The following is a 22115-nucleotide window of genomic DNA, read 5'->3' on the forward strand; positions in this document are numbered from 1 at the left end:
AGTAACTTGATCTGGCTCAAGTCCCGGTCGTGATAAAGTCGCCGCCCATCAGACCTTTTGCTTTGAGACTTTGACCGCAATGACCGATTTCCAGGATGTTGATGCCCAACTTGAAGACTGGAACGCCTTGCGCGCCACCGCCTCGTTCAGCGGTTTGCTGGTCGGCAACGGCGCCAGCCGTGCGGTGTGGGACGACTTCGGCTACGACTCGTTGTTCGAAAATGCCCGCACCGTCGAAGAAAAACCCCTGAGCCAGTCCGAGCTGAGCGTGTTCGACGCCATGCAGACCCGCAGTTTCGAACAGGTGCTGAGCGCGCTGAAAATCACCAGCCGGGTCAACAAGGCCCTGGCCGTCAGCTCCGCTGCGCCGCGCAATCGTTACTACGCGATCAAGGAAGCGCTGATCAACACAGTCCACGCGGTGCACATCCCGTGGCGGCTTGTGGTGCCCTCGACCCTGGCGACGATCAGTCAGGAACTGGGCCGCTATCGAACGGTGTTCACCACCAATTACGACTTGCTCAACTACTGGGCGATCCAGCATCAGCCGGATGCCATCACCGATCTGTTCCAGGGTGCCGAACCGGGTTTTGATTTGAGCGCCACGGCGACCGATAAAACCCGTTTGTTGTACCTGCACGGTGGCCTGCACCTGGTGCGCAATCAGGACGGCACGGCACGCAAGCTGATGTCGACGGAGGGCACATTGCTGGGCAGTTTCGCCATCAACAACACCATCAAGACGCTGGACGATGTGCCGCTGTTCGTCAACGAAGGGCCGGCGCAGGACAAGCTCAAGACCATTCGCAGCTCGGATTATCTGTCGTTTTGCTATGACCAGTTGCTGAGCCATGGTGAGGGGTTATGCCTGTTCGGGCATGCCTTGGGCGAACAGGACAGCCACATCATCCATGCGTTGCGCCAGGCGAAACCCAAGGTAGTGGCAATCTCGATTTACCCGCGCAGCAAGGCGTTTATCCAGCATCAGAAGCGGCATTACACGAAGGTGTTTGAGGGAACGGGGTCAGAACTGCGGTTTTTTGATTCGAAGACCCATGCGCTCGGCAGCCCGAAGCTCACAGTTCCCGTCGAGGTCTGAAGCGAACACCGAACCTGTGGCGAGGGAGCTTGCTCCCGCTGGGCTGCGAAGCGGCCCCTGCATTCTTTCAGAGAAAACGCATTGTCAGGTTTTACGACTGCTTCGCAGCCGAGCGGGAGCAAGCTCCCTCGCCACAACAGCACCGCAACTTCATTCCTCAGCGCTATGCACCACCACCAGCAACTGCGCCTGAGCCTCCCCCACTGAGCGAATCCGGTGCGGTTTCTGCGCATTGAAGTGCAGCGCATCCCCGCGATTGAGCAGCACGCGCTCGTTCATGAAGTCCACTTCCACCTGCCCTTCGTGGACGAACAGAAACTCTTCCCCCACGTGTTCCTTGAAGGTTTTATCCGCGAATTCTGTCGGGGGATAAATCATGAACGGCAGCAGGCTGCGCTCGCTGACCTGGTGGGCCAGCACCGCGTAGCCGGGGCTTTCATCGTTGGCCGCCAGGGACTGGCGCTCGTCGCTGCGCACCAGGCTGTAGCTGTCGAGGCTGATGTTGTCTTCGGAGAACAACTCCTCGACCTTCACGTTCAGCGCCTTGGCCAGTTTCAGGGCAGCCGCGATCGACGGCGTATTCAGCCCGCGCTCGACTTTCGACAGATAGCTCTTGGTCATGCCGGATTTTTCGGCCAGGGCCTCCAGCGTCACGCCAAGTTTTTTTCTAAGTAATTTCAAACGGATAGACATGAAGAACGATTAATCCATCAAGGAGGCGACGATTTGCCCTTGCCTATGACACAAAGTGTCATATAGCCTTTGCTGTGTCATTTGCATGAACCACCCAAGGACACCGAGATGGCCAAGACCTTAGCATTACCCAAAGAGCAATTGGTCAAGCAAGCGTTGACCCAGATGCAAAACACCCTGGCGGATAATACGTGGACCGACCGGCAAAAGCTGGCCCTGACCTGCCGGATTCTATTTGAAAATGGTCACGACTCCGGCCTGGCCGGGCAAATCACCGCCCGTGGCCCTCAGCCTGGCACCTATTACACTCAACAACTGGGCCTGGGTTTCGACGAGATCACCGCGAGCAATCTGCTGCTGGTCAACGAAGACCTGGAAGTGCTCGAAGGCCACGGCATGCCCAACCCGGCCAACCGTTTCCACAGTTGGGTGTACCGCGCCCGGCCCGACGTGAACTGCATCATTCACACGCACCCGACCCACGTCGCGGCGCTGTCGATGCTCGAAGTGCCGCTGCAGATTTCCCACATGGACCTCTGCCCGCTCTACGACGATTGCGCGTTTCTTGAAGGCTGGCCGGGCGTACCGGTGGGCAACGAAGAAGGTGATTTGATCGCCGGCGCACTGGGCGACAAACGGGCCATCCTGCTGTCGCACCACGGCCAGTTGTCCACCGGCACGACCATCGAAGAAGCCTGTGTCATTGCTCAGCTGATCGAGCGTGCCGCAAAGCTGCAACTGCTGGCGATGAGTGCCGGGACCATCAAACCAATCCTGCCGGACCTGGGCCGCGAAGCCCATGACTGGATCTCGAAACCCAAGCGCCACGGCGCCGCGTTCAACTACTACGCCCGGCAGCACCTGCGTCAACACGCCGATTGCCTGAACTGAACCCACCCATTTCCTGAAGGAGACACAACATGTCGACCCCCACCATTCACGGCATCATCGGCTACACCATCACCCCGTTCACCGCCAATGGCGAAGGCGTCGATCTCGACGCGCTCGGGCGTTCCATCGACCGCTTGATCGACGGCGGCGTCCACGCCATCGCGCCACTGGGCAGCACCGGCGAAGGCGCTTACCTGAGCGACGCGGAGTGGGATCAGGTCAGTGAATTCAGCATCAAGCATGTGGCCAAGCGCGTGCCGACCATCGTCAGTGTGTCCGACCTGACGACCGCCAAAGCCGTGCGCCGCGCCCGTTTCGCCGAAGCCCATGGCGCCGATGTGGTGATGGTTCTGCCGACGTCCTACTGGAAACTCAGCGAAGCGGAAATCCTCGCCCACTACCGCGCCATCGGCGACAGCATCGGCGTCCCGATCATGCTCTATAACAACCCGGCCACCAGCGGCACCGACATGTCGGTGGACCTGATCCTGCGGATCGTCAACGCCGTGGAGAACGTGACCATGGTCAAGGAGAGCACCGGCGACATCCAGCGCATGCACAAGCTGCAACTGCTCGGCGAAGGCCGGGTGCCGTTCTACAACGGCTGCAACCCGCTGGCGCTGGAAGCGTTTGCGGCGGGTGCGAAAGGTTGGTGCACAGCGGCGCCGAACCTGATTCCGCAGCTCAATCTGGATCTGTATGACGCGGTGCTGGCGAATGACCTGGGCAAGGCGCGTGAACTGTTCTATCGCCAGTTGCCGCTGCTGGACTTCATCCTCAAGGGTGGCTTGCCGGCGACGATCAAGGCGGGGCTGCGTACGACCGGGCTGGAAGTGGGCGATCCGCGGTTGCCGGTGTTTCCACTCGGCGAGGCCGGGATCAGCCAGTTGCAAGAATTGCTGAAAGCCTTGCGCTGATCTCAAGCCGCACACAAAACCCATGTGGGAGTGAGCCTGCTCGCGATGGCGGACTGACATTCAACATCTTCGTCGAATGTTAAGCCGCTATCGCGAGCAGGTTCGCTCCTACGGGGGGAATTGTGTTGGTCCTGAAGGGAGCGATCAAAGCACCGGCAAGGTCTTGTCCTTGATCACGGTGGTCGGCCCGTTGGCCTTGACGCTGGCGATGCCTTTATCCATCGCGCCAGCGGAAGAGTAGGTCTCGCTGCTGCCGATGATCTCGTGGTTACCGGCCTTGAGATTGAAGTAAGGATGGCCATCCTTGGTGGTTTTCTTTTCGTAGCGCTCATCCAGCGGGCTGTTCTTCTGCACCGAAGCAATGCCGTTGTCGGCAGCACCGCGAGTGGTGTACAGCTCGCTGGTCAGAATGGTTTCGGCGTTGGCGGCCTTCAGTACAAACTTGAACTGACCGTTGCTGCTTTTGCTCACTTCGTACCATCCGGACATGCTCTTTCTCCTTGGCGATTGAGTGGTCTCGCGCTTCAGAGTAAAGACCAGCCCGGGACATCTGTCGCCTGTAACACCGCCATCGCGAGCAGGCTCGCTTGCACATTGGAATGCGTTCCCCCGAGGGAGCGAGCCTGCTCGCGATGGGGCCGGTAAGGCCAGCGCAAAACCAACCCTATTTCACCACCGCCCGCACCACCGACAACTCCGGCGCCTGTACCCGTCGCTGACTCAGATACCGCGTACAACTCACCCGCAAGAACGAGGCGAAATTCACCACTTCGCCGCGGTAGTCCATCACCTCTTCATACAGCTTGGCGATCAACTGGTTGGTGGTCATGCCGTCGACCTCGGCGATTTCGCTGAGGATGTCCCAGAACTGATTTTCCAGGCGCAGGGTGGTGACCACCCCGCAGATGCGCAGCGAGCGGGAGCGCGATTCGTAGAGAATCGGATCAGCTTTGACGTACAGCTCGCACATGGAAAAGCCCCTCGTTACAGCGTGATTTTGGTGCCCAGCAACCCAAGGAAACCGGCGAGCCAGCTTGGGTGCGCCGGCCAGGCGGGCGCAGTGGCCAGATTGCCTTGTACGTGGCCTTCCGTCACCGGGATATCGATGAACGTACCGCCCGCCAGGCGCACTTCCGGCGCGCAGGCCGGGTAAGCGCTGCACTCGCGACCTTCGAGAACTCCAGCTGCCGCGAGCAGTTGCGCACCGTGACACACGGCAGCGATCGGTTTGCCGGCCTTGTCGAATGCGCGCACCAGCTCCAGGACTTTTTCGTTCAGGCGCAGGTATTCCGGCGCACGACCGCCGGGGATCAGCAGCGCGTCGTAGTCGGATTCAGCGACTTTGGCGAAATCGAAGTTCAGGGCAAACAAGTGACCGGGTTTTTCGCTGTAGGTCTGGTCGCCTTCGAAGTCGTGAATCGCCGTGCGCACAGTCTGGCCGTCGGATTTGTCCGGGCAAACGGCGTGCACCGTGTGGCCGACCATCAGCAGCGCCTGGAAAGGCACCATCACTTCGTAGTCTTCGACGTAATCGCCGACCAGCATCAGAATTTTCTTGGCAGCCATGGGGAGGACTCCTCTGGGAAATGCATAGGAGTATTCAAGGTAGTCCTTATCCAGCGGGTCGGGTAATAACCAGCTACTACCTGAAAACCGCGTTATCGTTCTTCGCGGGCAAGCCTCGCTCCTACAAAGGCACCACCATACCTGTAGGAGCGAGGCTTGCCCGCGAAGGCGCCCTTCAACTGTACGGATAACTCTGCGCCTATCTGTAACAGCGCGATCCCCGTGGTTTATGGCTAGATGAAGTCTCTTCCCGCCACCTAACATTCTGGTCCCCCATCATGTCCTCGCGCGAAAACACCGGCATGGCCCTCGGCCTGCTCGGCGTTGTGATCTTCAGCCTCACCTTGCCCTTCACGCGGATCGTCGTGCAGGAACTTCATCCGCTGCTCAACGGCCTGGGCCGGGCGTTGTTTGCGGCGGTGCCGGCGGCGATGTTGTTGCTGTGGCGCCGGGAAAAATGGCCAACCTGGAAACAGGTCAAAGGCCTGACACTGGTGATCGCAGGCGTGATCCTCGGTTTTCCGGTGTTGTCGGCCTGGGCCATGCAAACCTTGCCGGCCTCCCACGGCGCACTGGTCAACGGTTTGCAGCCGCTGTGCGTCGCGCTTTACGCCGCGTGGTTGTCCCACGAACGACCGTCGAAAGCCTTCTGGGCCTGCGCGGCGTTGGGCAGTGCGCTGGTGTTGGGTTATGCGCTGATCAGCGGGGCCGGCAGTATTCAGGCCGGTGATTTGCTGATGCTCGGGGCGATTGCCGTGGGCGGCCTGGGTTATGCCGAGGGCGGCCGGTTGGCCAAGGAGATGGGCGGCTGGCAGGTGATCTGCTGGGCGCTGGTGTTATCGACGCCGCTGCTGATCGGACCGGTGGTCTATTTGGCGCTGCAACACCAGGGCGAAATATCCGCCAAGACTTGGTGGGCGTTTGGTTATGTTTCGCTGTTCTCGCAGTTCATCGGGTTCTTTGCCTGGTACGCCGGGTTGGCGATGGGCGGCATTGCCCGAGTCAGTCAGATCCAGCTGTTGCAGATCTTCTTCACCATCGCGTTTTCGGCGCTGTTCTTTGGTGAACATATCGAGCCGATCACCTGGCTGTTTGCCGCCGGGGTGATCGTGACGGTGATGCTCGGACGCAAGACCGCCATCAAACCCGCCCGCATTGCCACTACGTGACCTGTAGGAGCCAGGCTTGCCGGCGAAGGCGTCGGCACTATCGCCTTCGCCGGCAAGCCTGGCTCCTACAGGGTCATGCGGTGTTTTAGAGGTAGCCGTCGGCGCGCAGCAGGGTTTCCAGGCAATGTTCGCTGATGTGGTAGAAATCCTTCAGCTCCTGGATCTTCACCAACAGCTGGGCCGGGTCGACCGGCTCGGCGCGTTTGACCGCCAAAATCATCTTGTTCTTGTTGGTGTGGTCCAGTGAGATGAACTCGAACACCTTGGTTTCATAACCACAGGCTTCCAGGAACAGCGCTCGCAGGCTGTCGGTGACCATTTCCGCTTGCTGGCCCAGGTGCAGACCGTATTGCAGCATCGGCTTGAGCAGCGCCGGGCTCTGGATTTGCAGGCGGATCTGTTTGTGGCAGCACGGCGAGCACATGATGATCGAGGCGCCGGAGCGGATGCCGGTGTGAATCGCGTAGTCGGTGGCGATGTCACAGGCGTGCAGCGCGATCATCACGTCCAGCTCGCTCGGCGCGACGCTTCGCACGTCACCGCACTTGAACACCAGCCCCGGATGCTCAAGCTTGGCGGCAGCGGCATTGCACAGGTTGACCATTTCTTCGCGCAACTCGACGCCGGTCACCACGGCTTCGGCCTTCAAGGTGTTGCGCAGATAGTCGTGGATCGCAAAGGTCAGGTATCCCTTGCCCGAACCGAAATCCGCCACCTGTACCGGCTTATCCAGGGCCAAGGGCGAGGTGGTCAGCGCATGGCTGAAGACTTCGATGAACTTGTTGATCTGCTTCCACTTGCGCGACATCGCCGGGATCAGCTCGTGCTTGCTGTTTGTCACGCCGAGGTCAGCGAGGAACGGCCGGTTCAGGTCGAGGAAACGGTTCTTCTCGCGGTTATGCTCGGCGGACGGCACTTCACGCAATTGCTGAGGTTTGCTCTTGAACAGCGAAGACTTGCCCTTTTTGCTGTATTCGAGCTGGGCTTCGTCAGTCAGCGACAGTAAATGCGCATTTTTGAACGAGGCCGGCAACAGCGCGCCGATGGTCGCGACGCCCTCGGCAAGCGGCAGGTTCTTGGTGATGTCGCGGGTCTTGTAGCGGTAGACGAAGGACAGGCAGGCCTGATCCTTGACCGTCAGTTGCTTGATGATCAACCGCTGCAAATCGGCTTCGGTGCCGACGTACTTGGCCAGGACCAGTTTGATGAAGGCATTCTGGTCGAGGCTGGTTTGCAGCAGGTCGATGAACTGGGCGTGGTGATCCGGCGCGAGGCTGGCGGGAGTGGCGGTGACAGACATGGAAAAAACGGCCTCGGGCGGAGCGGATCGGGAATGGCGGGTATTTTAGGGGGGATGGCATACGAGGGCACGGGTAATTTCCCGAACGGTGCGAAACCCGAAGCAAAAACGCTACTGGATTGAGTGGGATTGTGTGGCGAGGGAGCTTGCCCCCGCTGGGCTGCGAAGCAGCCCTACCCCCTGCAACCGTGTTTATCTGAATGACCGCATTGGCTGATTTGGGGGGCCGCTTCGCGCCCCAGCGGGGGCAAGCTCCCTCGCCACAAAAGCCCTCTCCCCACAGAAGGTGTATCAATTCCAGAAGTGAAATCAGCCCAACACCACCAACCGATTCGGCAACTCATTGCGCACGTGCGTCACCGGCACATGCACCTTGAGCAGCTCGCCGCACGCCTCGACGCACGTCACAAACCCCTGCAACGTCTGGCCCTGCTTCACCTGTTGAGTAAACGCCGCAACGATCGCGTCCCAGTTCTTGTTGTCCAGCCGCTTGGAAATCCCTTCATCCACCAGAATTTCCACGTACCGCTCAGCCTCGCAGACAAAAATCAGCATCCCGGTGCTACCCACCGTGTGGTGCAGGTTCTGCTCCAGAAACTGCCGGCGCGCCAGATTTGACGCTCGCCAATGCCGCACCGAGCGCGGGATCAGGTGGGTGGTGACTTTCGGAATCCGGAACACCAGGCACAGCACGATGAACGTGATCCATTGCACCAGCAGCAAACTGTGCAGGGTCAGCCAGCCTGTCAGGTAATGCACGATACCCGGCACCACCAGCGCCAGCAGGCTGGCCCAGAGCAGCGGGATGTACGCGTAGTCGTCGGCGCGGGCCGCGAGCACCGTCACCAGTTCGGCGTCGGTGTCGCGCTCGACCCGGGCAATCGCCTCGGCGACTTTGCGTTGTTCGTGTTCAGTCAGTAATGCCATGTCTAAAAGTGCCCATTCATTATTATGCTCACCAGCCGCCCGACGAACCGCCGCCCCCGAAACTGCCGCCACCCCCGCTGAAGCCCCCGCCACCGCCGCCGAAACCTCCACCGCCGAAACCGCCCCCTGAACTGCCTCGACCACCGCCACCGCTGGGCAGGATACCGAGCATCTGGCAGACGAAAATCGTCAGGATGAACAGCAACACCAGGAACACGAACACGCCCGGATGGCGGGATACGAAATCGTCGCCCTCATCCCCTCTCGGCTCATAGACCGTCGACGGTTCATCCAGCGGATTGCCGCCCAGCACCACCAGCATCGCGGCGACGCCGTCGCTGATGCCCTTGCTGAAGTTGCCGGTCTTGAACGCTGGCGTGATCACCTGGTTGATGATCACCGAACTCTGCGCATCGGTCAGGCGATCTTCCAGGCCGTAACCGACTTCGATGCGCAATTTACGATCATCGCGCGCAACGATCAGCAACGCGCCGGTGTTTTTATCCTTCTGGCCGATGCCCCAGTAGCGCCCCAGCTGATAGCCGAAATCGGCAATGTCGGTGCCCTGCAAGTCCGGCAACGTCACCACGACCAACTGCTCGCCCGTGGCTTTTTCATGGGCCTGGAGCTGCTGCGTCAGTTGCTCACGAACCGACGGCTCGATCATCTGGGCGTTATCCACCACCCGTCCGGTCAGCTGCGGAAACTTCAACTCGGCCTGGGCTGTCAGGGCAAACACCCACAGCACCAGCACCAGGCCCACTTTCAACACGCGCATTGGCAACCTCATCCGTGGTGATGCGTCAAGCCGATCAGAACTTCACTTCTGGCGCTTTTTCGGCATCGGGGCTGGTGGCCTCGAAGGTTTCGCGGATCGGCAAATCGCTGTACATCACCGTGTGCCACAGGCGACCCGGGAAGGTGCGGATTTCGGTGTTGTACTTCTGCACCGCGAGGATAAAGTCGCGACGCGCCACGGCGATGCGATTCTCGGTGCCCTCGAGCTGCGATTGCAACGCAAGGAAATTCTGGTTGGCCTTGAGGTCCGGGTAACGTTCGGACACCACCATCAAACGGCTCAAGGCGCCGGTCAGCTGATCCTGCGCCTGCTGGAACTGCTTGAGTTTTTCCGGGTTGTCCAGGGTGCTGGCATCCACCTGGATCGAGGTCGCCTTGGCTCGGGCTTCGATCACCGCGGTCAGGGTTTCTTCCTCATGTTTGGCGTAGCCCTTGACGGTTTCCACCAGGTTGGGGATCAGGTCGGCGCGGCGCTGGTACTGGTTCTGCACCTGGCCCCAGGCAGCCTTGGCCTGTTCGTCGAGGGTAGGAATGTTGTTGATGCCGCAGCCCGCCAGCAGCGTGGTGAGCAACATCAAGGCTGCAACCTGCAGGCTCGACCGAGTGTGGTGTCGTACATTCATCTGGTTGACGCTCCCTTGCACCTTCCGTTGAAAAACAACCAGCGACCTTCTGAGCGGTCTCTTGGGGCATAATCTGCCCCCGCCACTGGATTGCATCGAGCCAATGGGCTAAAAGATGCCCCAGCGCCAAACGCTGCAGAAGTGTGCTGCATTTACCTGAACAACAATAGTCGCTCCCTAAATTTTGGCTGATCGGCGCGTATTCACTGCCGTTTAGGCCTTTGAGAAAACTATTCATGAAGAAGCTGTGTTTGCTGGGCCTGTTCGTCAGCCTGGCCAGTCATACCGTATTGGCCGCCACGACGCCCGCACCTTTGGAGAACAAGGACGCTTTCATCACTGACCTGATGAAACAAATGACCCTCGATGAAAAGATCGGCCAGTTGCGCCTGATCAGCATCGGCCCTGAGATGCCTCGGGAGATGATCCGCAAGGAAATCGCCGCCGGCAACATCGGCGGCACCTTCAATTCGATCACGCGCGCGGAAAACCGTCCGATGCAGGACGCGGCCATGCGCAGCCGGTTGAAGATCCCGATGTTCTTCGCCTATGACGTGATCCACGGTCACCGCACGATTTTCCCGATCCCGATTGCCCTGGCCTCGAGCTGGGACATGGACGCCATCGGTCTGTCCGGGCGCATCGCCGCCAAGGAAGCCGCGGCAGACAGCCTCGACATCACGTTCGCGCCGATGGTCGACATTTCCCGCGACCCGCGTTGGGGCCGCACGTCCGAAGGCTTCGGCGAAGACACGTACCTGGTGTCGCGCATTGCCGGCGTCATGGTCCGGGCATTCCAGGGCACCGGCGCGAACGCGGCCGATAGCATCATGGCCAGCGTCAAGCACTTTGCCTTGTACGGTGCGGTCGAGGGCGGTCGCGACTACAACGTCGTCGACATGAGCCCGGTCAAAATGTACCAGGACTACCTGCCACCGTACCGCGCCGCCATCGATGCGGGCGCGGGTGGCGTGATGGTTGCGCTGAACTCGATCAACGGCGTGCCGGCCACCGCCAACACCTGGCTGATGAACGACCTGCTGCGCAAGGATTGGGGCTTCAAGGGCCTGGCGGTCAGTGACCACGGGGCGATTTTCGAGCTGATCAAGCATGGCGTCGCTCGTGACGGTCGCGAAGCCGCGAAGCTGGCGATCAAGGCCGGCATCGACATGAGCATGAACGACACCCTGTACGGCAAAGAGCTGCCGGGGCTGTTGAAGGCCGGCGAGATCGAACAGAAAGACATCGATAACGCTGTCCGAGAAGTGCTCGCCGCCAAGTACGACATGGGCCTGTTCAAGGACCCGTACCTGCGCATCGGCAAGGCTGAAGACGATCCGGCCGACACCTACGCCGAAAGCCGTCTGCACCGCGCCGAGGCCCGTGACGTCGCGCGCCGCAGCCTGGTGTTGCTGAAGAACCAGGGCGAGACCCTGCCGCTGAAGAAAACCGCGAAGATCGTGCTGGTCGGTCCGCTGGCCAAGGCGCCAATCGACATGATGGGCAGCTGGGCCGCCGCTGGCCGTCCGGCTCAATCGGTCACCTTGTTCGACGGCATGAACGCCGCTGTTTCAGACAAATCGAAGCTGATCTACGCCCGTGGCGCCAATATCACCAGCGACAAGAAAGTGCTGGATTACCTGAACTTCCTCAACTTCGATGCCCCGGAAGTGGTGGATGATCCGCGCTCCGCCCAAGTGCTGATCGACGAAGCGGTGAAGGCCGCCAAAGACGCTGATGTCGTGGTTGCCGCTGTCGGCGAGTCCCGTGGCATGTCCCACGAATCGTCGAGCCGCACCGACCTGAACATCCCGGCCAACCAGCGCGACCTGATCAAGGCGCTGAAAGCCACCGGCAAACCGCTGGTGCTGGTGTTGATGAACGGCCGCCCGCTGTCGATTCTCGAAGAGAAGGAACAGGCTGACGCGATTCTGGAAACCTGGTTCAGCGGCACCGAAGGCGGCAACGCCATCGCGGACGTGCTGTTCGGCGACTACAACCCATCGGGCAAACTGCCGATCACCTTCCCGCGTTCGGTGGGCCAGATTCCGACCTACTACAACCACCTGAGCATTGGCCGGCCGTTCACGCCGGGCAAACCGGGCAACTACACCTCGCAGTATTTCGATGACACCACCGGCCCGCTGTTTCCGTTCGGTTTCGGCCTGAGCTACACCGATTTCAGCCTGAGCGACATGGCCTTGTCGTCGACCACGCTGAACAAGACCGGCAAGCTCGACGCCAGCGTCATGGTGAAAAACACCGGCAAGCGCGACGGCGAAACCGTGGTGCAGCTGTACATCCAGGACGTGACCGGCTCGATGATCCGCCCCGTCAAGGAACTGAAGAACTTCCAGAAAATCACGCTGAAGGCCGGCGAACAGAAAGTCGTGCACTTCACCATCACCGAAGACGACCTGAAGTTCTTCAATGCCCAGCTCAAATACGCAGCGGAGCCAGGCAAGTTCAACGTGCAGATCGGCCTGGATTCCCAGGACGTGACGCAGCAGAGCTTTGAATTGCTGTAACCCCTGACACACCGCAATAAACCTGTGGGAGCGAGCCTGCTCGCGATGAGGGCATAACATTCAACATCTTTGTTGGCTGTTACACCGCCATCGCGAGCAGGCTCGCTCCCACAGTGATTTTGGGTGTGACGACTATCCGCGTCGATCCAGCAGATTCACCACCAGCCGATCCACCCATCCCCAAACCCTTTGCTTGACCCGCCGCCACAGTGGCCGGCGTTGCCATGCCTCCAGGCTCACTTCCTGGCTCTGCGCAAAGTCCTTCTCGAAACTCGCCACTACCGCACGCGTCAACCCTGGGTCCAACGCTTCAAGGTTGGCTTCCAGATTGAAGCGCAGATTCCAGTGATCGAAATTGCATGAGCCGATGCTCACCCAGTCATCAATCAAGACCATTTTCAGGTGCAGGAAACACGGCTGGTATTCGAAGATCTTCACCCCGGACTTGAGCAATCGCGGGTAATAACGATGCCCGGCGTAGCGCACCGATGGGTGATCGGTGCGTGGCCCGGTCAGCAGCAGACGCACATCGACGCCTCGGCCGGCAGCCCTGCGCAATGAACGGCGGACTTTCCAGGTCGGCAGAAAGTACGGCGTGGCCAGCCAGACCCGCCGCTGACCGCTGTTCAGCGCTCGAATCAGCGATTGCAGGATGTCGCGGTGCTGGCGGGCGTCGGCATAGGCCACCCGCCCCATCCCTTCGCCCATGGACGGCACCCGTGGCAGACGCGGCAGGCCGAAGTGCGCCGCAGGTCTCCAGGCGCGGCGATGGCGGTTGGCGATCCATTGCCGGTCGAACAGCAGCTGCCAGTCGATGACCAAGGGGCCGGTGATTTCCACCATCACTTCATGCCATTCGCTGGTGTCTTCGCCCGGCGTCCAGAACTCGTCAGTGACGCCCGTGCCGCCGACCACCGCCAGACTCTGATCGACCAGCAACAGCTTTCGGTGATCGCGGTAAAAGTTGCCGACCCAGCGTCGCCAGCTCAGGCGATTGTAGAAACGCAGTTCCACACCCGCCGCCATCAGGCGCTGACGCAAGGTCAGGGTGAATGCGAGGCTGCCGTAGTCATCGAACAGACAGCGCACACGCACGCCGCGCTCGGCGGCCTGCACCAACGCCTGCACCATGGCCTCGGCACAGGCGCCCGCTTCCACCAGATACAACTCCAGCTCGACCTGTTCTTCGGCGCGGGCAATCGCGACCAACATGCGCGGGAAAAACTCCGGGCCGTCGATCAGCAGTTCAAAGTGGTTGCCTGCCCGCCAGGGAAAGATTGCACCGGCCATGTCAGCGCGCCGTGAAAATCAGTACCGCACCCACCGGCACCGACAGGCTGATGGCCGACAATCCAGCGACCTTGCGCAAACTTTCCAGGCCCGGTGCCAGATCGAAGTCTTCGGCATTGATGATAATCGGCTCAAGGGTCACCACCTGGAAGCGCCGGTCATCGAGACGGGTCGCCAGCAGTTCGGCGCTGTATTCGTGGGTTTTACCGTGAAGGTTGACGGTCAGCGGCAAGCGCAACTCCAGTTGGGCACCGGGCGCGAGATCGCTGATCGGGCGCAGATCGATCTGCGCGGTGATCAGCGCTTCGGGGAAGGTCTGGATCTCAAACAGTTCCTTGCGCATGCGTTCGTCGCGCAGCGGGATGCCGCTGTTCACCGACTCCATCTCGACTTCCACCTCGGCCAGGCCCTTGGGGCTGACTTTGCCGTGCAACACCAGGAAGCGCTGCACTTCGGAAATGTTGGCGTTTTTGGTGCTGATGAAGGACAGCCGAGAGGACTCGCCATCGAGATACCAATTGGCCTCGGCCGACAACGAAGCGCCGGCCAGAAGCAGGAAGGCGAGGGTTTTGGAAAGGGACCGCTTGAACATAGGGACTCATGGGGCAAATAAACCTGAGCGAACCTTAACCGCCCTGAGGCAGGTTGCAAACTCTAATGCCACAACAGCCCTGCACCACAAGTAATTCCAGCGTGTTCAGGGTTGCAGGCGGCAGCCTTGGTGTTCGCCGATCCATTGCGCGCTGTTGCTGCGGCCCATGCCGCTGACGGTCACGCGCTGGCTGGCGGGGTCATCGGTGAAACCGCTGGTGGGCAACCACTGCTTCACGTAGCGGTGGCAATACTCGGCGTCGTTATTCATCACGTACCGGCACGAGCAATATTCCTTGGCGGTGTAGCCACTGATGATGTCGGGGAACGCCCACAACGCCACTCGTTCCTGCCAGATCCAGCCGAGCAAGGCTATCAGCGCTACTAACATCAGCGCGCTAAACGGTCGGCGACGAACAAAACAATGGCGGTTCATGGCTGCACCTTCCCGGCAAAGGCCTTGAGCGCGAGCTTGAGCAATTCGTTGTGCTGGTAGATCTCGTCGCGGTCATCGCCATAGCGCACGATCACCAGCTGTTCGCCGGGAATCACGTACATCGCCTGCCCCCAATGGCCCAAAGCGGCGAAGGTGTCGGCCGGAGCATCCGGCCAGGGTCGGGCAGCGCCCTCCACCGCTCGATTGAGCCACCAATGGCCGCCCGGGACCGCATCATCCTGATTGGCTTGATAGCGGGCGAAGGGTTCGCGGTTGAAGGCGACCCAGTCTTTGGGCAGCAGCTGTCGATCACCCCAACGACCGTCACGCGCCATCAGCAGGCCGACGCGCGCCAGGTCCCGGGCGGTGAGGTAGGCATAAGAGGACGCGACGAAAGTGCCCGTGGCATCGGTTTCCCAGACGGCATGGCGAATTCCAAGCGGCTCGAACAATGCTGTCCACGGATAGTCTGGGTAACGGGCCGGGCCGACGATGGTTTTCAGCGCGGCGGCCAGCAGATTGCTGTCGCCACTGGAGTACCGAAAGGCCTGGCCTGGTTTGGCGTACTCAGCGTGATCAGCGGTGAACGCCGCCATGTCGTGATGACCCAGGGTGTAGAGCATGGCGACCACCGAGGACTTCAACGGCGCGTATTCGTAGTCTTCCTGCCAGTCCAGGCCTGAAGCCCAGTGCAACAGGTCGGCCAGGGTCATTGCCGGGTGTTTCGCCAACGGCGGGTAAAACCGCACCGCAGGGTCCTCAAGTTTGAAAAGGCCCTCGCCATAGGCCACACCCAGGACCGTGGCCATCAGGCTTTTGCTGATGGACCAGGTCAGGTGCGCGGTGTCGGCCGTGGTCGGGCCGGCGTAGCGTTCGTAGATCAGTTGGCCGTCGCGGATTACCAGCAAGGCATCGGTGCGGATGCCTTTTCGAGTGGTGTCATCGCGAGGCGCAAAGGCGTAAGTCTCCAGGGCTTGAAGTGCGGGGCCGGAGACGTTCGGGCCGGTCGACCATTGCTCGGCGGGCCAGGTTTCGGCGTGGGCCGTGAGGCAGAGCAGCAGCGTGAAAATCAGGGGCAAGCCTTTGAACATGGCGGGGGCTCGGCGGGGTGGGCTTGCTGAGCCTAGTCGAGGTTGATGACAGTTTTGGAATGTGTGTCGCCTATGCGGCCGCCTTCGCTGGCAAGCCTCGCTCCTGCAGGAGTTCGCGATCCAATATAGGAGCGAGCGGTGCGGCGATCCGACTTGCCCGCGAAGAGGCCTGTCAGATCGCCGCCAACGCCTTGGCCAATCGCTTGCCTCTGGCCCCCGCCGCCAGATCCATCACACTCTGATCACGCTGCCACATCGCCGCCCAGTGCTGCGGGCCATCAGCCAGAGCCTCGTTCAGCTCAGCCTTGAGCCCCTCGAATTGCGCAAACAATCCCCCCAGCAGCACATGCCCGGCCAGATTGTTCGGCGCCTGCCGGCTGACTTCCGCGCACCCGGCCAGCAGCGCCAGCAACCGCAATTGCAGGGCCTGCGGCCAGTCACTGTCCTGCCCCACCCCATACAGCCACGCGGTCATCGCGCTCAATACATAGATGTCTTCCAGCGTGCGGAACGGTTTGACGTAGGCATCCCAGCCATCCCCCGCGAGTAGTTCGCACTGGGCGTTGTCCAGAAACAACCGACCGTGGCTGATGTCCGGCATCAGCGCGATGGCCGGGAGTTTTTCCAGGCGCACGCCCGGTTCATCGGGATAGACCACCGCCAGACTCAAGCGCGGCGTTTCGCCGGACGCTTCACTGCGCGCGGCAACCAGCAGCCAGTCGGCCGCATCGCCAGCGGTGACGAAATCCTTGCGCCCACTCACGCGTAAATCGCTCAGACGCGTCTGCATGTCTGCCACCCGCAGACTGCGCTGTTCGGTGGCACACAACGCGCCGAGGCTCAGCGGCGCGCTCGGCCAGAGCATGCGCAGCGCCGCCTGATAGCCCACCAGAAACGCCAGCCCCGGCGTCGACATCAAACGCCCGCCGACCACCGCCAGTTCCAATGGCGTGACCGTGCCCAACGCGTGCAACAAGGTCGCGAACCCCTCCGCCAGGTCCGGGTTGACGGGCAGGCGATCGCGGCGATTCAACAGGTTTTGCCAGGGCATAAGAGGCTCCTTGTGGGCTGTCATGTAAGCATCACCAAAGCTTCATGGCGATGACACCGGGGCTACATAGCCTGACTTTGCACAACACGGCTGCATAAAGAAAGTCGATCGGCTTTAACCCAAGACGGGTTGACCAGCCCGCACGGAGATTCCCATGACTCAGATCGCCCGCATCAGCGACACCGGCAATGAACGCCGCCTGCAAGCCGAACGCCTGGTGGGCGCCGAGGCCTTGCAGGAAGCCCAGGCTTTGCGCTTCAACGTCTTCAGCGGCGAGTTCAACGCCAAGCTCAAAGGCGCGGAGTTGGGTCTGGACATGGACGACTATGATGTTCACTGCGCCCACATTGGCGTGCGTGACTTGAACACCGGGCGCCTGGTGGCGACCACCCGTTTGCTCGATCACACGGCCGCGAGCAGCCTGGGCAAGTTCTACAGCGAAGAAGAGTTCAGCCTCCATGGTCTGGTCCACTTGAAAGGCCCGATCCTGGAAATCGGCCGCACCTGCGTCGACCCGGCTTATCGCAACGGCGGCACCATCGCGGTGCTCTGGGGCGAACTGGCCGAAGTGCTGAATCAGGGCGGCTACAGCTATTTGATGGGTTGCGCGAGCATTCCGATGCAAGACGGCGGGATTCAGGCCCACGCGATCATGCAGCGTCTGCGGGAACGTTATCTGTGCACCGAACACCTGCGGGCCGAGCCGAAAAAACCGCTGCCGGTCCTGGACCTCCCGTCCAACGTGATTGCCGAAATGCCGCCGCTGCTCAAGGCCTACATGCGTCTGGGCGCGAAGATCTGCGGTGAGCCGTGCTGGGACGAAGACTTCCAGGTCGCCGACGTGTTCATCCTGCTCAAGCGCGACGAACTCTGCCCACGTTATGCCAAGCACTTCAAGGCGGCAGTCTGATGAGCCGGTTGCGGGTGTACGCGCGGATTGCGCGAGTGCTGGTGGTGGTCGCGCTGGGGTTGAGCATGGCCAGCGTGTTCGGGCTTTTCGAGCGGCTGGGCATTGCCCATTCGATGGTCCGCCGCCAACGCTGGTCGCGGTTTTTCATGGCGCGGTTGAGCAACGCCCTGCCCTTTCGCGTGACAGTTCACGGTGAACTGCCGAAGGAGCCGATGCTTTGGGTCAGCAATCACGTGTCGTGGACCGACATTCCGTTGCTGGGCATGCTCACGCCAATGTCGTTTCTGTCCAAGGCCGAAGTGCGCACCTGGCCGGTGGCCGGTTGGTTGGCGGCCAAGGCCGGCAGCCTGTTTATCCGTCGCGGCTCGGGTGACAGCCAGCTGATTCGCAAACAGATGACGCGCCACCTGGCGCAGGCACACCCACTGCTGATGTTCCCTGAAGGCACCACCACCAATGGACGTTCGTTGCGTACCTTTCATGGTCGCTTGTTGTCAGCAGCGATTGATTCTGAAGTGAAGCTGCAGCCGGTGGCGATTCGTTATCTACGTGACGGTGAACTCGACTCACTGGCGCCGTTCATTGGCGATGATGATTTGCTGTCGCACTTGATGCGGTTGTTCGCCAATGATCGCGGGGAAGTGGAAATCAAAGTGCTCAAGCCGATCGCTTGCGAAGGCCGGGAGCGTGCGGCGCTGGCGTTCGAGGCACAGCAGGCGGTGCAGAAATCGTTGTTTGGGGCCATCCCTCAGGCGCAATCGGAACCGCTGCGCCCCGCGATCGCGGCGTGAAACAAATTCCCTGAAGAAACACCAAAAACCTTGTGGGAGCGAGCCTGCTCGCGATAGCGGTTTTACATTCAACAATGATGCTGAATGACACACCGCTATCGCGAGCAGGCTCACTCCTACAAGGGGTTTAGGGTGCTGGGTAGTTTTGGGCGAAATCCTGAAGCTGCGGATAGAACAACCGGAAATCCTCACTGAGCGGTTCGTACAGCCGACGCAATTCCTGCATCGCCCCCGCCAATTCCTCAGGCCGGGTCAACCGCCGCGAAATCCCCCGCAGCACTTGGTCCAGCACATCAAACTCCTGATAAGACCCCAACCAGTCATTCGCCACCATGTGCGGCGCGATCCTCGCCAACCGCTCCGGCAATTGAGGCTCAGTCGACAGCACCCGATACACATCCGAGGTGAACCGCTCCAGCGGCTGGTCCGAGTAGAGGGTCCAGTCCCGCGCCAGGCAGTGGTCGAAAAACACGTCGAGCACGATCCCGGCGTAACGCCGGCGTGTGGTGGAAAATCGCGACAGCGAGGCATCCACCAACGGATGGCGGTCGGTGAAGACGTCGATGCTGCGATGTAGCTGGATGGCCGCTTCAATCTCCGGGTTGAACTGCCCTTGCAGCCGTCCCTTGACGAAATCGCCATACAGACTGCCGAGCAATTGACCGGGGCGCTGGCCACCGAGGTGAAGATGGGCGAGATAGTTCATGGGCGCAGCTTAGCATTGCGCCTTCGAATGTTGACACTCACCGTATCGTTATAACCCGATATAGCGATTTATGCGCTCATCAGACCAAAATCATATTTGTATATCGCGATCTACCGATTTAAAGTTCGCCACATCGCGATATAGCGTTTTACTCATCACGAGCCCAAACCCATGACCATCGACCTCGACGAAATAATAAAAGCCCTGGCACACCCAGTCCGCCGAGACATCCTCATCTGGCTGAAAGACCCCAAGACCCAGTTCCCGGAACAGATCCACAACCACGAGTACGGCATTTGCGCCGGACAGATCGATCAACGCTGCGGCCTGTCGCAGTCGACCGTGTCCGCCCATTTGGCGACCTTGCAACGTGCGCGACTGATCAGCAGTCAGAAAGCCGGTCAATGGCACTTCTTCAAGCGCAACGAGGACGTGATCCAGGCGTTCCTCGCGGCCATCGTCAAGGAGCTCAGCGCTCCGACAAGGAATTAACCAATGCCCCTCTCGCTTCTCATTCTGGCCTTGAGCGCCTTCGCCATCGGCACCACCGAGTTCGTCATCATGGGCTTGTTGCCCGATGTGGCGGCTGACCTCGGCGTGTCGATCCCGGGCGCTGGCTGGCTGGTGACCGGTTACGCCCTGGGCGTGGCCATCGGTGCGCCGTTCATGGCACTGGCCACCTCCCGATTACCGCGCAAGGCTGCACTGGTAGCGTTGATGGGCATTTTCATCATCGGCAACCTGCTCTGTGCCATGGCGACCGATTACAACGTGCTGATGTTTGCCCGTGTGGTCACGGCCCTCTGCCACGGTGCGTTCTTCGGTATCGGTTCGGTGGTGGCGGCAGGTCTGGTTCCGGCGAACAAACGCGCCTCCGCCGTGGCCTTGATGTTCACCGGCCTGACCCTGGCCAACGTGCTCGGCGTTCCGTTGGGCACCGCGCTCGGTCAGGAAGCCGGCTGGCGCTCGACCTTCTGGGCAGTGACCGTGATTGGTGTGATCGCGTTGATTGGCCTGATCCGCTTCCTGCCGGCCAAGCGCGATGAAGAGAAACTCGACATGCGCGCCGAACTGCGCGCCCTCAAAGGCGCCGGGATCTGGCTGTCGCTGAGCATGACGGCGCTGTTCGCGGCGTCGGTATTCACCCTGTTCACTTATGTCGCCCCGCTGCTCGGTGATGTCACCGGCGTCTCGCCCAAAGGCGTGACCTGGACCCTGATGCTCATCGGTCTGGGCCTGACGGTCGGCAACATCATCGGCGGCAAGCTGGCTGACAAAGGCCTGGCCGCAACGCTGATCGGCGTCTTCATCTCGATGGCCGTGATCTCGACCGTACTGACCTGGACCAGCGTCGCGCTGATCCCGGCCGAAATCACCCTGTTCCTCTGGGCCACCGCGTGCTTCGCCGCCGTCCCCGCCCTGCAAGTGAACGTGGTGACCTACGGCAAGGCCGCGCCGAACCTGGTGTCGACCCTGAACATCGGCGCTTTCAACATCGGCAACGCCTTGGGCGCCTGGGTCGGCGGCAGCGTCATCGCCCACGGTTTCGGCCTGACCAGCGTGCCACTCGCGGCAGCAGCACTGGCGGTACTCGCCCTGCTGGTAACCCTGATTACTTTCCGTCAGCGCGGTAATCCCGAACTGGCCCCTGCTATCAACTGATACTTCACGAGGGTTGTACTTAAATGACGACTATTTTCGATCCGATCAAACTGGGCGACATCGAGCTGGCCAACCGCATCATCATGGCGCCGCTGACCCGCTGCCGCGCCGACGAAGGCCGGGTGCCAAACGCCCTGATGGCCGAATACTACGTACAACGCGCCTCGGCCGGCCTGATCCTCAGCGAAGCCACGTCGGTCACGCCGATGGGCGTCGGCTACCCGGACACTCCGGGTATCTGGTCCAACGATCAGGTGCGTGGCTGGGCGAACGTGACCAAAGCGATCCACGGTGCGGGCGGCAAGATTTTCCTGCAACTGTGGCACGTCGGCCGGGTTTCCCACGAGTCGTACCTGAACGGTGAAGCGCCAGTCGCACCGAGCGCCATCCAGCCGAAGGGTCACGTCAGCCTGGTTCGCCCATTGTCCGACTACCCAACCCCGCGCGCACTGGAAACCGCCGAAATCGCCGACATCGTCGACGCCTACCGCACCGGTGCCGAGAACGCCAAGGCTGCCGGTTTTGACGGTGTGGAAATCCACGGTGCCAATGGTTACCTGCTCGATCAGTTCCTGCAAAGCAGCACCAACCAGCGCACCGATAACTACGGTGGTTCCCTGGAAAACCGTGCGCGCCTGTTGCTGGAAGTAACCGACGCCGCAATCGAAGTCTGGGGCGCTGGCCGCGTCGGCGTGCACTTGTCTCCGCGTGCCGATTCCCACGACATGGGCGATGACAACCTGGCCGAGACGTTCACCTACGTCGCTCGCGAACTGGGCAAGCGTGGCATCGCGTTCATTTGCTCCCGCGAGAAAGAAGCCGGCGACAGCCTGGGTCCACAATTGAAAGAAGCGTTCGGCGGCCCGTACATCGTCAACGAACGCTTCACCAAGGACAGCGCCAACGCTTGGCTGGCCAGCGGCAAGGCAGATGCAGTCGCCTTCGGCGTTCCGTTCATTGCCAACCCGGACCTGCCGGCACGCTTGAAGGCGGATGCGCCGCTTAACGAAGCGCGTCCCGAGCTGTTCTACGCCAAGGGGCCCGTGGGTTACATCGACTATCCCGTGATGTAAGCA

General features: G+C 60.9%; 24 protein-coding genes. 10 read left to right on the forward strand and 14 right to left on the reverse strand.

Features of this window, described 5'->3' with window-relative positions; genetic code table 11:
* Positions 1-79: 79 nt before the first annotated feature.
* Positions 80-1099, forward strand: coding sequence for a DUF4917 family protein (locus AB4N91_RS19840; protein WP_077749588.1), 1020 nt, complete (start codon positions 80-82; stop codon positions 1097-1099).
* 150 nt (positions 1100-1249) lie between these two features.
* On the opposite strand, the gene AB4N91_RS19845 is transcribed toward AB4N91_RS19840, so the two are convergent.
* Positions 1250-1792, reverse strand: a complete 543-nt coding sequence (locus tag AB4N91_RS19845; RefSeq protein WP_077749587.1) for a helix-turn-helix domain-containing protein — start codon at positions 1790-1792, stop codon at positions 1250-1252.
* Positions 1793-1900: 108 nt separating this feature from the next.
* Between AB4N91_RS19845 and AB4N91_RS19850 the strand changes: the two genes are divergently transcribed.
* Together AB4N91_RS19850 and AB4N91_RS19855 are read left to right on the forward strand one after the other, a co-directional pair.
* Positions 1901-2683 (forward strand): aldolase, encoded by a 783-nt coding sequence (locus tag AB4N91_RS19850; protein ID WP_010462472.1) that lies wholly within the window; start codon positions 1901-1903, stop codon positions 2681-2683.
* A gap of 29 nt (positions 2684-2712) precedes the next feature.
* Positions 2713-3600: a dihydrodipicolinate synthase family protein gene (locus tag AB4N91_RS19855; protein ID WP_154913779.1), complete on the forward strand. Its 888-nt coding sequence runs from the start codon at positions 2713-2715 to the stop codon at positions 3598-3600.
* A 144-nt stretch (positions 3601-3744) separates the two neighbouring features.
* Here the strand turns inward: AB4N91_RS19855 and AB4N91_RS19860 are convergent, their stop codons facing one another.
* The 3 genes from AB4N91_RS19860 to AB4N91_RS19870 form a co-directional block, all read right to left on the reverse strand.
* Complete coding sequence (locus AB4N91_RS19860) at positions 3745-4089, reverse strand: YegP family protein (protein ID WP_010462476.1); 345 nt, start codon at positions 4087-4089, stop codon at positions 3745-3747.
* 175 nt (positions 4090-4264) lie between these two features.
* Positions 4265-4570, reverse strand: coding sequence for a ribbon-helix-helix domain-containing protein (locus AB4N91_RS19865; protein ID WP_008025707.1), 306 nt, complete (start codon positions 4568-4570; stop codon positions 4265-4267).
* A 14-nt stretch (positions 4571-4584) separates the two neighbouring features.
* Positions 4585-5166: a DJ-1/PfpI family protein gene (locus AB4N91_RS19870; protein WP_102595575.1), complete on the reverse strand. Its 582-nt coding sequence runs from the start codon at positions 5164-5166 to the stop codon at positions 4585-4587.
* 278 nt (positions 5167-5444) lie between these two features.
* On the opposite strand from AB4N91_RS19870, the gene AB4N91_RS19875 reads away from it, so the two are divergent.
* Positions 5445-6335, forward strand: a complete 891-nt coding sequence (locus AB4N91_RS19875; protein WP_077749584.1) for a DMT family transporter — start codon at positions 5445-5447, stop codon at positions 6333-6335.
* Between the two features lie 85 nt (positions 6336-6420).
* Here the strand turns inward: AB4N91_RS19875 and AB4N91_RS19880 are convergent, their stop codons facing one another.
* From AB4N91_RS19880 to AB4N91_RS19895, 4 genes are all read right to left on the reverse strand, one after another.
* Positions 6421-7635 carry a class I SAM-dependent methyltransferase gene (locus AB4N91_RS19880; RefSeq protein ID WP_102595906.1) on the reverse strand — a complete coding sequence of 405 codons (1215 nt, stop codon included), beginning with the start codon at positions 7633-7635 and terminating at the stop codon, positions 6421-6423.
* A 309-nt stretch (positions 7636-7944) separates the two neighbouring features.
* Complete coding sequence (locus AB4N91_RS19885; RefSeq protein WP_010462489.1) at positions 7945-8562, reverse strand: TPM domain-containing protein; 618 nt, start codon at positions 8560-8562, stop codon at positions 7945-7947.
* Positions 8563-8590: 28 nt separating this feature from the next.
* The gene (locus AB4N91_RS19890; RefSeq protein WP_424480745.1) at positions 8591-9340 is read right to left on the reverse strand and encodes a TPM domain-containing protein; all 750 of its coding nucleotides are present in this window, start codon (positions 9338-9340) and stop codon (positions 8591-8593) included.
* A gap of 34 nt (positions 9341-9374) precedes the next feature.
* Positions 9375-9983, reverse strand: a complete 609-nt coding sequence (locus tag AB4N91_RS19895) for a LemA family protein (protein WP_010462493.1) — start codon at positions 9981-9983, stop codon at positions 9375-9377.
* 236 nt (positions 9984-10219) lie between these two features.
* Here AB4N91_RS19895 and bglX point away from each other — a divergent pair, with 236 nt between their 5' ends.
* On the forward strand, positions 10220-12511 hold the full coding sequence (bglX, locus tag AB4N91_RS19900; RefSeq protein WP_077749543.1) for a beta-glucosidase BglX: 2292 nt from the start codon (positions 10220-10222) through the stop codon (positions 12509-12511).
* 132 nt (positions 12512-12643) lie between these two features.
* Here the strand turns inward: bglX and AB4N91_RS19905 are convergent, their stop codons facing one another.
* The 5 genes from AB4N91_RS19905 to AB4N91_RS19925 form a co-directional block, all read right to left on the reverse strand.
* Positions 12644-13801, reverse strand: a complete 1158-nt coding sequence (locus AB4N91_RS19905) for a phospholipase D-like domain-containing protein (RefSeq protein ID WP_010462495.1) — start codon at positions 13799-13801, stop codon at positions 12644-12646.
* A 1-nt stretch (position 13802) separates the two neighbouring features.
* On the reverse strand, positions 13803-14393 hold the full coding sequence (locus tag AB4N91_RS19910; protein WP_458725612.1) for a YceI family protein: 591 nt from the start codon (positions 14391-14393) through the stop codon (positions 13803-13805).
* Between the two features lie 105 nt (positions 14394-14498).
* Positions 14499-14828, reverse strand: coding sequence for an amidase (locus tag AB4N91_RS19915; RefSeq protein ID WP_458369291.1), 330 nt, complete (start codon positions 14826-14828; stop codon positions 14499-14501).
* Positions 14825-15919 (reverse strand): serine hydrolase domain-containing protein, encoded by a 1095-nt coding sequence (locus AB4N91_RS19920; RefSeq protein WP_154913771.1) that lies wholly within the window; start codon positions 15917-15919, stop codon positions 14825-14827. Before AB4N91_RS19920 ends, AB4N91_RS19915 begins: the two co-directional genes overlap by 4 nt.
* A 172-nt stretch (positions 15920-16091) precedes the next feature.
* Positions 16092-16970 carry an acyl-CoA dehydrogenase middle domain-containing protein gene (locus AB4N91_RS19925; RefSeq protein ID WP_083374860.1) on the reverse strand — a complete coding sequence of 293 codons (879 nt, stop codon included), beginning with the start codon at positions 16968-16970 and terminating at the stop codon, positions 16092-16094.
* A 154-nt stretch (positions 16971-17124) separates the two neighbouring features.
* On the opposite strand from AB4N91_RS19925, the gene olsB reads away from it, so the two are divergent.
* The gene (olsB, locus tag AB4N91_RS19930; protein ID WP_010462503.1) at positions 17125-17880 is read left to right on the forward strand and encodes an L-ornithine N(alpha)-acyltransferase; all 756 of its coding nucleotides are present in this window, start codon (positions 17125-17127) and stop codon (positions 17878-17880) included.
* Positions 17880-18671 carry a lysophospholipid acyltransferase family protein gene (locus AB4N91_RS19935; RefSeq protein ID WP_077749548.1) on the forward strand — a complete coding sequence of 264 codons (792 nt, stop codon included), beginning with the start codon at positions 17880-17882 and terminating at the stop codon, positions 18669-18671. Before olsB ends, AB4N91_RS19935 begins: the two co-directional genes overlap by 1 nt.
* A 127-nt stretch (positions 18672-18798) precedes the next feature.
* On the opposite strand, the gene AB4N91_RS19940 is transcribed toward AB4N91_RS19935, so the two are convergent.
* Complete coding sequence (locus tag AB4N91_RS19940) at positions 18799-19377, reverse strand: acyl carrier protein phosphodiesterase (RefSeq protein ID WP_010462507.1); 579 nt, start codon at positions 19375-19377, stop codon at positions 18799-18801.
* A 171-nt stretch (positions 19378-19548) separates the two neighbouring features.
* Here AB4N91_RS19940 and AB4N91_RS19945 point away from each other — a divergent pair, with 171 nt between their 5' ends.
* From AB4N91_RS19945 to AB4N91_RS19955, 3 genes are read left to right on the forward strand one after another with little or no spacing between them, the layout of a single operon-like run.
* Complete coding sequence (locus AB4N91_RS19945; protein WP_460111695.1) at positions 19549-19869, forward strand: ArsR/SmtB family transcription factor; 321 nt, start codon at positions 19549-19551, stop codon at positions 19867-19869.
* Between the two features lie 3 nt (positions 19870-19872).
* Positions 19873-21039, forward strand: coding sequence for an MFS transporter (locus AB4N91_RS19950; protein ID WP_077749549.1), 1167 nt, complete (start codon positions 19873-19875; stop codon positions 21037-21039).
* A gap of 23 nt (positions 21040-21062) precedes the next feature.
* On the forward strand, positions 21063-22112 hold the full coding sequence (locus tag AB4N91_RS19955) for an alkene reductase (RefSeq protein WP_010462513.1): 1050 nt from the start codon (positions 21063-21065) through the stop codon (positions 22110-22112).
* Positions 22113-22115: the final 3 nt, after the last annotated feature.

Source organism: Pseudomonas sp. H3_D04 (genome assembly GCF_054669175.1).